Annotated in this window: 12 protein-coding genes; 9 read left to right on the plus strand and 3 right to left on the minus strand. The window is 57.1% G+C overall.

The genetic code is table 11. The features are described 5' to 3' along the window. The first annotated feature begins 56 nt into the window (after nt 1–56). The 8 genes from GN111_RS18370 to GN111_RS18405 all read left to right on the plus strand — a co-directional run bounded on the left by GN111_RS18370 (nt 57) and on the right by GN111_RS18405 (nt 9,343). The gene (locus GN111_RS18370; protein WP_155305144.1) at nt 57–1,610 is read left to right on the plus strand and encodes an acyl-CoA carboxylase subunit beta; all 1,554 of its coding nucleotides are present in this window, start codon (nt 57–59) and stop codon (nt 1,608–1,610) included. A gap of 42 nt (nt 1,611–1,652) precedes the next feature. After that, nucleotides 1,653–1,862, plus strand: coding sequence for a hypothetical protein (locus GN111_RS18375; RefSeq protein ID WP_155305145.1), 210 nt, complete (start codon nt 1,653–1,655; stop codon nt 1,860–1,862). A 63-nt stretch (nt 1,863–1,925) separates the two neighbouring features. Continuing rightward, the gene (locus GN111_RS18380; RefSeq protein WP_155305146.1) at nt 1,926–3,956 is read left to right on the plus strand and encodes a pyruvate carboxylase subunit B; all 2,031 of its coding nucleotides are present in this window, start codon (nt 1,926–1,928) and stop codon (nt 3,954–3,956) included. Between the two features lie 403 nt (nt 3,957–4,359). Beyond that, nucleotides 4,360–5,526, plus strand: coding sequence for an ADP-forming succinate--CoA ligase subunit beta (sucC, locus tag GN111_RS18385; protein WP_155305147.1), 1,167 nt, complete (start codon nt 4,360–4,362; stop codon nt 5,524–5,526). A gap of 160 nt (nt 5,527–5,686) precedes the next feature. Continuing rightward, on the plus strand, nt 5,687–6,556 hold the full coding sequence (gene sucD, locus GN111_RS18390) for a succinate--CoA ligase subunit alpha (protein ID WP_155305148.1): 870 nt from the start codon (nt 5,687–5,689) through the stop codon (nt 6,554–6,556). A gap of 194 nt (nt 6,557–6,750) precedes the next feature. Beyond that, nucleotides 6,751–7,104: a hydrogenase maturation nickel metallochaperone HypA gene (gene hypA / locus GN111_RS18395; RefSeq protein ID WP_155305149.1), complete on the plus strand. Its 354-nt coding sequence runs from the start codon at nt 6,751–6,753 to the stop codon at nt 7,102–7,104. A gap of 2 nt (nt 7,105–7,106) precedes the next feature. Then, complete coding sequence (hypB, locus tag GN111_RS18400; protein ID WP_155305150.1) at nt 7,107–7,910, plus strand: hydrogenase nickel incorporation protein HypB; 804 nt, start codon at nt 7,107–7,109, stop codon at nt 7,908–7,910. 362 nt (nt 7,911–8,272) lie between these two features. Beyond that, the gene (locus GN111_RS18405; RefSeq protein WP_155305151.1) at nt 8,273–9,343 is read left to right on the plus strand and encodes an oxidoreductase; all 1,071 of its coding nucleotides are present in this window, start codon (nt 8,273–8,275) and stop codon (nt 9,341–9,343) included. Nucleotides 9,344–9,346: 3 nt separating this feature from the next. On the opposite strand, the gene GN111_RS18410 is transcribed toward GN111_RS18405, so the two are convergent. The 3 genes from GN111_RS18410 to nifU are packed head-to-tail and all read right to left on the minus strand — an operon-like array spanning nt 9,347 to nt 11,924. Next, nucleotides 9,347–9,925: a DUF4139 domain-containing protein gene (locus GN111_RS18410; RefSeq protein ID WP_155305152.1), complete on the minus strand. Its 579-nt coding sequence runs from the start codon at nt 9,923–9,925 to the stop codon at nt 9,347–9,349. Nucleotide 9,926: 1 nt separating this feature from the next. Beyond that, nucleotides 9,927–11,096 (minus strand): cysteine desulfurase NifS, encoded by a 1,170-nt coding sequence (gene nifS, locus GN111_RS33550; protein ID WP_176603296.1) that lies wholly within the window; start codon nt 11,094–11,096, stop codon nt 9,927–9,929. Between the two features lie 3 nt (nt 11,097–11,099). Beyond that, the gene (nifU, locus tag GN111_RS33555) at nt 11,100–11,924 is read right to left on the minus strand and encodes a Fe-S cluster assembly protein NifU (RefSeq protein WP_176603297.1); all 825 of its coding nucleotides are present in this window, start codon (nt 11,922–11,924) and stop codon (nt 11,100–11,102) included. Nucleotides 11,925–12,435: 511 nt separating this feature from the next. On the opposite strand from nifU, the gene amrB reads away from it, so the two are divergent. Continuing rightward, nucleotides 12,436–13,287, plus strand: coding sequence for an AmmeMemoRadiSam system protein B (amrB, locus tag GN111_RS18420; protein WP_155305153.1), 852 nt, complete (start codon nt 12,436–12,438; stop codon nt 13,285–13,287). Nucleotide 13,288 lies beyond the last annotated feature (1 nt).

Consider the following 13,288-nt stretch of genomic DNA (forward strand, 5'->3'; position numbering starts at 1 on the left):
CAACCCCCCTGCCGGCTAGTCAAAAGTTCTGCACTTTTAGGTGAAAGGAATCTGACATGGGTATTGTGAAGGAAAAAATCGATGATCTCAAGGCGCGCGAGGCGCGTATTCTTGAGATGGGCGGAAAAAAGCTGGTCGCCAAGCACAAAGAAAAAGGCAAGCTGACCGCCCGGGAACGGCTGAACAAGCTGTTCGACAAGGGAACCTTTCGCGAGGTGGACATGTTCGTCAAACACCGCTGCGTGAATTTCGGCATGGAGGATGTCGATATCCCCTCCGACGGCGTCATCACCGGCCACGGCCTGGTGGACGGCCGCCCGGTCTTCGCCTTTGCCCAGGATTTCACCTCCCGGGCGGGCAGCCTGGGCGAAATGCAGGCCAAGAAAATCTGCAAAGTCATGGACATGGCCCTGAAAGCCGGCGTCCCCTTCGTAGGCCTCAACGATTCGGGCGGCGCCCGCATCCAGGAGGGCGTGGACGCGCTGTCCGGCTACGGCCAGATCTTCTACCGCAACTCCCTCGCCTCGGGCGTGATTCCCCAGATTTCGGCCATCATGGGGCCCACGGCCGGCGGTGCGGTCTACTCGCCGGCTATGACCGATTATATCTTCATGGTCAAGAATACCAGCTACATGTTCATCACCGGCCCCGAGGTGATCAAATCGGTCACCGGTGAGGAGATCAACTTCGAGGACCTTGGCGGCGCCATGGCTCATAACGAGAAGAGCGGCGTGGCCCAGTTCGCCTGCGAGAGCGACGAAGACGCCATCAATCAGATCAAGCGCCTGCTGGATTACCTGCCGGCCAACAACATGGAGGAACCGCCCATCGTGGATACGGGCGACGACCCCACCCGCACGGACGAGGCTCTCAACGAAATCATTCCGGACAGCCCCAACCAGTCCTACGACATGCGCGATGTGATCGCTTCCATCGTGGACAACGGCGAATTCTTTGAACCTTTCCAGTACTTCGCCACCAACATCCTGACGGCTTTTGCCCGGCTCAACGGCCGCACCATCGGCATCATCGCCAACCAGCCCAAGGTCATGGCCGGCTGCCTGGACATCAACGCTTCGGACAAGGCCACCCGCTTCATCCGCTTTTGCGATGCCTTCAACATTCCGATGCTCACCATCGCCGACGTGCCCGGCTACCTGCCCGGCAGTCAGCAGGAATGGGGCGGCATCATCCGCCACGGTGCCAAGCTGCTGTGGTGTTACAGCGAAGCCACCGTACCCAAACTGCTGCTGGTAACCCGCAAGGACTACGGCGGCTCCTACCTGGCCATGTGCTCCAAGGATCTGGGTGCCGACTATGCCCTGGCCTGGCCCACGGCCGAGATTGCCGTCATGGGCGCCGCCGGCGCGGCCAACATTATTCACCGCAAGGAGATCAAGGGCGCCGACGATCCCAAGGCCAAGCGTGCCGAGAAGATCGCCGAATACGAGGACCTGTTTTCCAATCCGTACTGTGCGGCCGAGCGGGGCTATATCGATGCGGTTATCGAGCCGGCCGAAACCCGGCCCCGACTCATCGACGCCTTGGAAATCATGTGCAGCAAGCGCGAACTGCGACCGGGGAAAAAGCACGGCAACATCCCCATGTAGCGGCCTTTGCAACCGACAACCGAATCCGAAAAGGGATGATCTATGGAAGCTAATGAAAAAAAACTGGCCGCCGCCCTGGCCGCGGTTTCTGCCTATATTCAGACCGAGGAGGAGGCGCTGGTCATGCCGCCGCCAGAAAAACCTCAGCCCCGCCGTTTTGACCAGGGCAACCTGTGGGCCATGGCCGGCAGGCAGGGCATGATGCAGATGCGCACCCTCATGCAGATGAAAACCTTTAACCGACTCCGCTAAGCCGGTGAAGTCGAAAAAATGGACGAGTTACTAACTTCCAATTTTTAAGAGGAGACCCATACAATGAGTGATCACGATCAAGTCAAAATGACCAGCATGAATTACGATGTTGACCGGCCGAAAGCGGAAAATCCGGTAAAGATCATGGATCTGAGCCTCCGCGACGGCCACCAGAGCCTGTTCGCCACCCGTGGCCGCACCGAGGACATGATCCCCGTGGCCGAACTGATGGACCAGGTGGGCTTCTGGGCTGTGGAAACCTGGGGCGGCGCCACCTTCGACACCATGCACCGTTTTCTCAACGAAGATCCCTGGGAGCGGATCCGAACCCTGAAGCGCTATTTCAAGAAGACCCCCTTCTCCATGCTGCTGCGCGCCCAGAACCTGGTGGGCTACCGCAACTACGCCGACGACGTGGCCAACGCCTTTATGGACCGCGCCTGCGAAAACGGCATGGACATCTTCCGCACCTTCGACGCACTCAACGACTACCGCAACTTCCAAACGGTAGTGCCCAAGATCAAGGAATACGGCAAACACTTCCAGGGTTGCATCTGCTACACCATGACCGAGCCGCGCCTGGGCGGTGAAGTCTACAACCTGGACTACTACGTCAACAAGGCCAAGGATCTGGAGGCCATGGGTGCCGACTCCATCTGCATCAAGGACATGGCCGGCCTGATCGCCCCCTACGACGCCTATGCAATCGTCAAGGCCCTCAAGGCCGCCGTCAAACCGCCCATTCACCTGCACAGCCACTTCACCTCCGGCATGAGCCCCATGAGCCACCTCAAGGCCATCGAGGCCGGCGTGGACATCATCGACACCTGCATGAGCCCCTATGCCTACCGCACCTCCCACGCCGCGGTCGAACCGCTGGTGATGACCCTTCTGGGCACGAACCGGGATACCGGCTTCGACATCAAACTGCTGGCCCGGATCAACGAGATCTTCGAAAAAGAGGTTATGCCCAAGTACAAACATCTGCTCGACGATTCCAAGATGTCCGTCATCGACATCAACGTGCTGCTGCACCAGACTCCGGGCGGGATGCTTTCCAACTTGGTCAACCAGCTGCGCGACATGGACGCTTTGGACAAGATCGACGAAGTTTACAAAGAGCTTCCCAAGGTCCGCAAGGATCTCGGCCAGATCCCACTGGTCACGCCCACCAGCCAGATCGTGGGCATCCAGACCGTCAACAACGTGCTCTTCGACACCCCGGAGGAGCGCTACAAGATGATCACCGGTCAGGTCAAGGACCTGTGCTACGGCCTGTACGGCAAGACCGCCGTGCCCATCAACGATGAAGTGCAGAAAAAAGCCCTCAAAGGCTACGACCGCGGCGAGGAGCCCATCACCTGCCGTCCGGCCGAGGTGTTGGAGCCGGAGCTGGAAAAGGCCAAGGAGGAGATCGGGGACCTGGCCGTGGATATGGACGACTTGGTCACCTATGCGATGTTTCCCGTTACCGGCAAGAAATTCCTGCAGTGGAAGTACGGTAAGGAAGAACCGCCCGAGTCCGTGAAACCCATTACCCTGGAGCAGGTCAAGAAGAAGGACGAACTGATCAAGAAGGCCAAGGCCGGCGAACTGGTGGAGAAGAAGAAGGACGCTCCGGCCAAGAGCGAAAACGCCCGCACCTTCAACGTTTTTGTGGACAACGAGTACTTCGAGGTGGGCGTCGATGAAGTCGGCGGCAGCCCGATCCTGAAGTATGCCCAGCAGATTCAGCTTTCCGGCGGTGCCCCTGCAGCGGCCCCGGCCGCACCCGCGCCCGCTGCTGCACCGGCCGCACCCGCGGCCCCGGCAGCTCCGGCAGCCGCACCGGCAGAGAAGAAGGCCGCCGCACCGGCACCGGCGCCCGCTGCAGACGCCGAAGGCACCCCGCTGTCCGCGCCCATGCCCGGCATGATCGTCAAGTACGAGAAGAATGTGGGCGACTCGGTCAACGAAGGCGAGACCGTCGTCATCCTGGAAGCCATGAAGATGGAAAACGCCCTGGCCGCACCGGCTTCGGGTACCGTCAAGGCCATCAACTTTTCGTCGGGCGATTCCGTGGGCAAGGGCGACGTGCTCTGCGTGATCGGATAAAAATTTTCCGGGTAGCATTTAGCATTGGAAAGCCCCTCTATCCCATGGGAAGAGCTGGCCATGGGGTAGAGGGGCAATTGGAAATTTCATATCAATTTTAACGAAGCGAACAAATCAGCATCTGAAATAAATAACAGTTATGGACGAACGCTAAAAAATAAGCATGGTCGTCGGCCCCGGCAGACAACCATGCTTATTTTTTTGCGACCTTTCGAGTCCGACGAATGAGTGTTTATCCATAAATAGGCAAATTTGGTCGAGATCAAGGCTTTCGAAAAATTTTACCGGAGGTATATGGTTGATATTCCGAGGATAAAATTTTTCGTTTAACGCAAATATCGGGCAAACTGGCCATTTATGGATGGGCACGAACCAACAATCAAAGGAGAGAAGAGGTCCTCCCATGAAAATCCATGAGTACCAAGCCAAAGAACTGTTCCGCAAAAACGGCGTCGCCGTTCCCGACGGCAGCGTTGCCTTTACCGTCGACGAAGCCAAGTCGGTAGCCGAAAAACTGGGTGCCTATCCGGTGGTGGTCAAGGCCCAGATCCACGCCGGCGGTCGCGGGCTGGGCGGCGGCGTTAAGGTGGCGAAAAACGAACAGGAATTCGACGAATACACCAACAGCATCCTGGGCATGAACCTGGTGACCAAGCAGACCGGCCCCGGCGGCAAACGGGTCAAGAAACTGCTCATCGAGCAGGGACTCAACATTGCCAAGGAACTCTACCTCTCCATCCTGCCGGACCGCGCCACGGCCAAGATGATCATCATGGCCTCCGAGGCCGGCGGCATGGATATCGAGGATGTCGCCGAAAAGACTCCGGAGAAGATTATCAAGGTATACGTCGATCCCAACGTAGGAATCCAGGGCTACCACCTGCGGGCAGCGTCCTTCGGGCTCAACATGCCGGCGGCATGCATGAAGCCGTTCACCGTGCTGTTGAAGAACCTGTTCAACCTGGCCGTCAACTACGACTGCTCGCTGGTGGAGATCAATCCGCTGATCATCACCGCCGAAAACGACGTCATCGCCCTGGACGCCAAGATGGACTTCGACGACAACGCCTTGTATCGCCACCCGGATGTAAAGGAATACCGCGATCTGGATGAAGAGGACCCCACCGAGGTGGAGGCCGGAGGCTTTGGCCTGAACTACATTCACCTGGGCGAAGGCGGGAACGTGGGAAACATGGTCAACGGCGCCGGTCTGGCCATGGCCACCATGGACTGCATCAAGTACGCCGGCGGCAAGCCGGTCAACTTTCTCGACGTAGGCGGCGGCGCCAGCGCCGAGCAGATCGAAAACGGCTTTCGTATTCTGCAGAGCGACGAGAACGTCAAGGCGATCCTGATCAACATCTTCGGCGGCATTTTGCGCTGTGACCGGCTGGCCAACGGCGTTGTCCAGGCTGCCGAAAAGGTGGGCATGCGCGTGCCGGTGATCATCCGCATGGAAGGCACCAACCTGGAAGAGGGGCGCAAAATCCTGGCGGAATCAGGCCTGGATCTGATCAATGCCAAGGACCTCAAGGACGCCGCCGAGAAATTGCAGGAAGCCATCCAGTAGTAAACTCGGAATCTCGGACGGCTTTGCAAAAAGCGCCGAGATCAAGGCTTGCGATTCCTGAGGAATGAGGCGTATTCAACATACGTCCCAATGACGAAGGATGAGCGTAACGCAGATATCGGGCTTTTTACAAAGCCGTCAAACCAGCGAGGATTGAATCGTGAGCATTTTAGTCAATAAAGAGACCAAATTGTTGGTGCAGGGGATTACCGGAAAAGAAGGCCAGTTCCATGCCCGCGCATGCGTAGAATACGGCACCCAGGTGGTGGCCGGCGTTACCCCCGGCAAAGGGGGGCAGAAGATGGACGAGGTCCCTGTATTCAATACGGTGGCCGATGCCGTCAAAACCACCGGCGCCGATGCCAGCATGATTTTCGTGCCCCCGCCCTTTGCCGCTGACGCCATCATGGAGGCGGCCGATGCCGAGGTTCCCCTGATCGTCTGCATCACCGAGGGAATTCCGGTGATGGACATGATGCGGGTGAAAAACTATCTCAAGGACAAACCGGTGCGCCTGATCGGGCCCAACTGTCCCGGGATCATCACCCCCGGCGAGTGCAAGATCGGCATCATGCCCGGCCCGATCCATGTACCCGGCAAAATCGGCGTCGTCTCCCGCTCGGGCACCCTGACCTACGAAGCCGTGCATGCCCTGACCCTCGCCGGTCTGGGTCAGACCACCTGCATCGGCATCGGCGGCGACCCGGTCAACGGGACCAACTTCATCGATTGCCTGGAGCGCTTCCAGGCTGACGCGGCCACCGAAGGGGTCGTCATGATCGGCGAGATCGGCGGCGATGCCGAGGAAAAAGCCGCCGAGTTCATCAAGGCTAACGTCACCAAACCGGTGGTAGGTTTCATCGCCGGTCTCACGGCGCCTCCGGGGCGGCGCATGGGCCATGCCGGCGCTATCATCAGTGGCAGCAGCGGCACCGGCCAGAGCAAGGTTGCGGCCATGAAGGCCAACGGGATCAACGTCTGCGAGAACCTGGCGTATTTAAAGGATGTGTGTTCCGAAACGTTTAAATGATAAACAGCCATAAACGGCATGTTCCACTCTTTCTGGTTACAATTGGATTGACACTTTTCTATGCGGACGGTCTTTATGGACCGTCCGTTTTTTTAGAAGGTTGAACTAATTTTGACCAGATGGTAATTGATCGATTCTGAAATCTGAAATCCGACATCGGTCCTCCGACCTCAGTCATCTGGAAAGGACAATCCATGCACGAAATGGGCATTGCCATGGAGATCGTGGATATTGCCAAGGCCTCCATACCGCAGGATATGCAAGGCGCTAAGGTCCAGCGGGTCAACCTCCAGGTGGGCAAGTTGTCGGCCATCGTAAGCGAAAGCCTGCGCTTCTGCTTCGACCTGGTGACCAAGGATACCCCCCTGGAAGGCGCCGAACTATCCATTGAGGAGCTGCCAGTGGTGGCCCGCTGCAAGGACTGCAACACCCAGTGGACCGTGACCGAAGCGGTGTTTACCTGTAAAAAATGCCAGAGCGGCAATATCGATATACTATCCGGCAGGGAGTTGGACATTACCTCCATCGAAATCGAAGACGAGGATTAATCATGTGGTTTTTTGCCAATCGCATCCCCAAACGGTATCATCGCGACCATAGTCATCACCACCACGGTCCCCACGACCATCATCACCACCACGATCACAATGTGGAAACCCGCAAATCGGGAACCCGAGAGATCAAGGTGGTCCGGCGGGTGCTGGACGCCAACGACATCATGGCCGACCGCATGCGCTCCCATTTCGCCGCGCACAAGGTCTTCGTGCTCAATATGATGAGTTCGCCGGGCTCCGGTAAAACCACCACCTTGCAGAAAACCCTGGCCCGCATCATGCCGGACCTGCGCTGCGCAGTCATCGTTGGGGACATCTGCACCACCAATGATGCCGACCGCCTGGCCGAATCCGGTGCCCCGGTGATCCAGATCAATACCGACGAGTTCGGCGGCGACTGCCACCTGGCCGCCCATGTGGTGGAAAAGGCCGTGGCCGACCTGGATCTGGATGCCATTGACCTGCTCATCGTGGAGAACATCGGCAACCTGGTCTGCCCGGCCGAGTTCGACATCGGCGAGGACAAACGCGTGGTGGTTCTTTCCGTCACCGAAGGAGAAGACAAACCCGCCAAGTATCCCCTGATGTTCCGCGAATGCGACGCCACCCTGCTCAACAAAATCGACTTGCTCCCTTATCTGGATTTCGACATGGAACTGGCCAGAAAAACCATCGGCCAGATTCACCCCGGCATGCCCATCTTCGACATTTCCTCCAAGACCGAAGAGGGGCTTGAGGCCTGGATCAAATGGCTGGTAGAGCAAGTGAAAGCGAAAATCAATTCTGCAACGGAACAATAAATCCTACAGGACAATAAATTATCATAACGACCCCATGGCGTAACAATGATGGGAGAACATTTTGATTTGGAAAAGGGTCCTGCCGCTCAACCCGGCAGGCTCCTTTATTTTGAGAGTATAGCCTGTTCAAACGTTGTCCGGCAGGTTGTTCGACCATAAGAAACAACCGCTCCCGTGTCTCTCCCGGAATGAAGGAACCTGCCACCGAATTCTGGAATCATCTTCCAGCTCAATGGGGGAGTCAGGCTCGGCATGATCCAGGAACATCGCCCCTTGCCCTTTTCGATTTTTATCTTAACTTCCACGATGTGGTACTTGAAACCCCGATCTTTTCATCATGACCGATAGTATTGGAGTAGACCATGTCAAAAGATAAACTTTTCCAACCCTTTCAGATCAAAAATCATACCCTGAAAAACCGAATTGGCGTGGCGCCGATGACCCGAATGTCCGGCGACGAGACCAGCATCCCAAGAAAAGATGTACTGGATTTTCTGGTTCGCCGGGCCGAAAACGGGGCCGGGCTCGTGTATACCGAAGCGCTGGTCACCGATTACGAAAGTGCCCAAGGGTATCCCGGACAGGCAAGGATAGCCACCCAGCCCCAGATCGATGCCTGGAAGTCGGTGGTCCGGAAAATCCAGGACGCCGGTTCCAAAGCCATTATCCAACTTTTCCACTGCGGCCGGATGGCCTGGCCTGAAATCAATCCGGCGAAGCGATCCATTGCCCCCAGCGCCATTGCTCCCAAACAGGACAATCCCCTCACGCAAAGCCCGTACCCGCTTCCCGAAGCAATGAGTCAATTCGATATTAACCACGTCATCAACGGGTTTGTCCAGAGTGTAAAGGGAGCGGTTGAGGCCGGCTTTGACGGCATTGAAATCCATGGCGCCCACGGCTACCTGATCAGCCAGTTTCTCTCCTCTTACAGCAACCAGCGGACAGACGGGTATGGCGGATCGGTTGCCAACCGATTCCGGTTTGCCAGGGAAGTGATCAGGGCCGTCAAGGAGAATATCCCCGACGACCGAATGCTGCTATTCCGCATTTCCAACTGGGCGATTGCCGACATGGAAGTGTCCCTGTTTGCGGATCGGGAAGAATGGCAGGAATGCATCCACCTGCTGGACGAAGAACCCATCGATGCGATTTCGGTATCGACCTATAATTTCAAGACCCCCGCCTTTGGTACGGACAAGAATATGGCCCAGCTCACCAGGGAAGTGACAAAACTGCCGCTTCTGATCTGCGGCAAAATTTTTGACCGCCAAACGGCAGATGCCGCCCTCGAAGACGCCGACATCGCCCTATCGGGAAAATCCATGCTGCTCAATCCCGATTTTGTGGAGGACCTTCGTCTGGGCAAAGAACTGAAGGTGTACTCCTCCGAAGCAGCGAATATTGCCTACACCCAGGAGCCGCTGCCGTAGCAATCAAAGACCGCTCAAGAGCTGGCCGGCGGGACACTCGACAATAAAGCTGAGCGGCAGCTCATGTTTCTCTCCCGCGGATAATGCAGCCTGCCACTTGATTTTGGATTCATCGTCCAGCGTGGCACCAGTCTTTTCGTCCTTGAACGACGGCGTGATCGCCTTTACCGAAATCTCCTTGTCCTGGGCAATGGGGAGCTGGTCGAAGACATCGATTTCGATATCTTTTTTACGGTTGTTGGTAATGCGAATCTGGTAGTCGAACTGCTCGCTGACGCGCTTGGGCATAAGGCCCTGGTTTTTATTGAAGCGCTTTAAAAATCGATGTTCAATGGCGACGCCTTCGTCGGCGCCGAGGGACACCTCCATATCCTGGCCCGGCATGACCAGAGAAAGCGCCGATACCGAAACAAACGCATCGTCGAAGAAAATATTGGCCTTGCCCGGCAGGAGGGGAAAATCCGAATCGTTTTCGATCTTCGCCGTCAGATAGGCAAACTCTGACAATTTGGGTACTGTCGCATAGTGAGACGAAGCCGGGAACTCACGGCGCAGAATGGACACCCGGGTATCTAAACCCAAATCAGGCGAACTGCCCCTCCCGCCAGAAAGGCGACATCTGGCGCAGCCGCTCGATGATGGGGGGCATCTTGTCGATGATGAAGTCGATTTCTTCTTCGGTGTTGTAAATGCTCAGGGAAAAGCGGATGGAGCCGTGGGCCGCAGTGAAGGGCACCCCCATGGCCCGCAGCACGTGGGAAGGCTCCAGGGAACCGGAAGTACAGGCCGATCCGGATGAGGCACAGATGCCGTGCTGGTCCATGAGCAGCAAAATGGCCTCGCCCTCGATATATTCGAAGGCGATGCTGGTGGTGTTGGGCAGGCGGTTTTCCGGATCGCCGTTGACCATGCTGGCCGGCACCCGCTTGAGCAGTTCGCTTTCCAGCTTGTCGCGAAAGGCCCGCACGCGGCTGTTTTCCTCATCCATCCATTCGGTGGCCAGTTGGGCGGCACGACCCAGCCCGATGATGGAGGCGGAATTCTCGGTTCCGGCCCGGCGGCCTCCCTCCTGATGCCCGCCCATGAGAAACGGAGCGAACTTGGTGCCCTTGCGCACGTAGAGCGCACCGATACCCTTGGGGGCATGCAGTTTGTGCCCGGAAAGGGACAGCATATCAATGGCCGAATCGCCCATGTCGATGGGGACCTTTCCCACCGCCTGGACCGCATCGGTGTGAAAGACGATGCCCCGCTGGCGCACCTTGCGGGCGATCTCCTCGACGGGAAAAATCGTTCCGGTCTCGTTGTTGGCCCACATGACGCTGACGATGGCCGTGTCGTCGGAAAGACGGTCATAGAGAAAATCCAGGTCCAGGCGACCCTGGCGATCCACCGGCACAAAGGTCGTTCGGTAGCCGATTTTTCCAAGATGCTCGACCAGGTTCTTCACCGCCGGATGCTCCACCCGGGTGGTGATGATGTGGCGCTTGTCCGGGTTGGACTGCAGGGCCGCATGAATGGCGGTGCTGTCACTCTCCGTACCGCAGCTCGTGAAAACGATCTCTTCGGGCAAAGCCCCCAGCAGGCTGGCCACCTGCTCGCGGGCCGTCTTGAGTTTGGCGCCCACGCTGCCGCCGAAGGCATGCATGCTGGAGGGATTGCCATAAAAATCGGAAAAATAAGGCGTCATCGCCTCGACCACCTCGGGTGCGACCCGGGTGGTGGCATTGTTGTCAACATAGACGGTTTCCATCGGCTACACCTCCTCGACGACCAGTTCCTGGGAGACCAGTTCCTTGAGCTTGGATTCCACGTAATGCTTCAGGGTGATCTCGGATTTGCTGCACGAGGCACAGGTACCCCGCAGTTTGACCAGCACACGGTTGCCGTCCACGTCCACCAGCTCGATATCGCCGCCGTCCTGGTTCAGGGCCGGTTTGATCTCCCGATCCAGGGTGGCATCGATCATCTTGATCTTCTGGATGTTGGTCAGCGCTTCCGGTTTTTTTGCCGCTTTGGGCGTGTTTCCCAGCACATCGTCGATGATGAACTGGATTTTATCGTGGCAGTGGCCGCATCCGCCGCCGGCCTTGACGTAATCGGTCACTTCGTCGATGGTTACCAGCCCGTTCTCCTTCACGGCCCGCTCGATCTGTTTGTCGGTCACCCCGAAACACTCGCAGACGATTTCGCCATCGATCTTCTTCTCCGCTTCCCCGCGGTAGTAAGCGATGGCCTTTTCCATGGCGTCCCGGCCCATGACCGAGCAGTGCATCTTTTCCTTGGGCAGGCCGCCCAGATAGTCGGCGATGTCCTCATTGGTCACCTTGGCGGCCTCATCCAGGGTGAGCCCCTTGATCATCTCGGTCAGGGCCGACGAGGAGGCGATGGCGCTGGCGCATCCGAAGGTCTGAAATTTGGCGTCGGCGATGCGCTCGTTTTCATCCAGCTTGAAGGTCAGTTTAAGGGCGTCGCCGCAGGCCAGGGAGCCAACCTCGCCGATCCCATCGAAATCGTCGATGAATCCCACGTTCCTCGGGTTGAGAAAATGATCCTTGGTTTTATCCGTATAATCCCACATGGTGTCCTCCTGAAAAGAGGGTGTTGTCAATTCGGTTTTAGCGAAAAGCCGCACCTGTTCGTTATGCTTGGTTTATCATAAGCATGATCCGGCAAAAAAAAAGTCGTGACCCTTCGCTTTTTCTATGCCAAAATTAAAGTTAATGGTTTCGCGGAAAGTACCAAACTCGTCATGCCGGACTTGATCCGACATCCAGAACGTATTGAAATAAATGGATTCCCACCTTCGCGAGAATGACACGTCTGGTCGGTTTTTGCGAGACTGTCAAGTTTTCCCGAAAAACTGACTTTTCTATTTTTTTCGTACCCGTTCATGGGGTTGAAATGCCCAATGTGCTGCAACTGCCTGACCCGTAAGCGTTCACAGGGTGCCGCAGATGTGAGGCGCCGGGCACGCCGACGGTTTGGTCAACCTTCAAGTTCCCGGGAACAAAATAGATGCGGTACCCTGTGAACGCTTACTTTTTTTCTTTTCAGCCCTGCTTTTGTGATCGCAATCAGAGGAGGCCCCCATGAACCTTAGAAAATCCGTCTTTTCCGGAAGCTGGTATCCGGCCGACGCCCGGGCCTGCGAAGACCAGATCAAGGATTTCCTCGAAGAGGGGAAAGACCGATCGACGAGCCTGCCCGGTCCGGTCGGCGGCATCGTTCCCCATGCCGGCTGGTACTTTTCCGGAAGCATTGCCTGCAATGTGATCCACCAGGTGGCCAAAGCCACAACCCCCGATGTGGTAGTCGTGTTCGGCATGCATATGCATTCCAGTTCCCCGCGCGTCATCATGCCTGAAGGGGAATGGGAGACCCCATTCGGCCCCCTGGCCGTGGAAACTGCGCTGGCCGATGAAATCACCCGTCAATACGACTTTCAGTTGGAAAGCCCCACCCGCTTCAACCAGGACAACACCATCGAACTGCAGATGCCCTTCATCCGCTACTTTTTCAAAGATGTGAAGGTGGTGGCCATGGGCGTGCCGCCCACCCAGGAAACCCTGGCGCTGGCCGAATCGGTCGTGGAAATCTCCAGAAACCTGAACTTGAGCATTGCCGTCATCGGCTCAACAGACCTGACCCATTACGGGCCCAACTACGGATTCACATCCAAGGGACATGGCGCCAAAGCGGTGGATTGGGTCCGCAATGAAAACGACAGGAGCGTCATCGACGCCATGATTCGCATGGATGCCCAGGCGGTTCTGCGGGAAGGGCAGAAAAAGAGCAATGCCTGCTGCTGCGGAGCTGCGGCGGCAGCCATCACCGCGGGCAGAGCCCTGGGTGCCGAAAAGGCCGAGGAACTGATCTACGCCACCAGCTATGACAAGAGTCCGGGGGATAGTTTTGTGGGGTATGTGGGGATATTGTTTTAAT

The sequence above is a fragment of the Desulfosarcina widdelii genome, assembly GCF_009688965.1.
In the GTDB taxonomy this organism is placed as follows: domain Bacteria; phylum Desulfobacterota; class Desulfobacteria; order Desulfobacterales; family Desulfosarcinaceae; genus Desulfosarcina; species Desulfosarcina widdelii.

Bases quoted from the DNA above. Each gene is read 5' to 3' on its own strand.
- GN111_RS18370 (WP_155305144.1), top strand. From the start codon at position 57: ATGGGTATTGTGAAGGAAAAAATCGATGATCTCAAGGCGCGCGAGGCG.
- GN111_RS18375 (WP_155305145.1), top strand. From the start codon at position 1,653: ATGGAAGCTAATGAAAAAAAACTGGCCGCCGCCCTGGCCGCGGTTTCT.
- GN111_RS18380 (WP_155305146.1), top strand. From the start codon at position 1,926: ATGAGTGATCACGATCAAGTCAAAATGACCAGCATGAATTACGATGTT.
- sucC (WP_155305147.1), top strand. From the start codon at position 4,360: ATGAAAATCCATGAGTACCAAGCCAAAGAACTGTTCCGCAAAAACGGC.
- hypA (WP_155305149.1), top strand. From the start codon at position 6,751: ATGCACGAAATGGGCATTGCCATGGAGATCGTGGATATTGCCAAGGCC.
- hypB (WP_155305150.1), top strand. From the start codon at position 7,107: ATGTGGTTTTTTGCCAATCGCATCCCCAAACGGTATCATCGCGACCAT.
- GN111_RS18405 (WP_155305151.1), top strand. From the start codon at position 8,273: ATGTCAAAAGATAAACTTTTCCAACCCTTTCAGATCAAAAATCATACC.
- nifS (WP_176603296.1), bottom strand. From the start codon at position 11,096: ATGGAAACCGTCTATGTTGACAACAATGCCACCACCCGGGTCGCACCC.
- nifU (WP_176603297.1), bottom strand. From the start codon at position 11,924: ATGTGGGATTATACGGATAAAACCAAGGATCATTTTCTCAACCCGAGG.
- amrB (WP_155305153.1), top strand. From the start codon at position 12,436: ATGAACCTTAGAAAATCCGTCTTTTCCGGAAGCTGGTATCCGGCCGAC.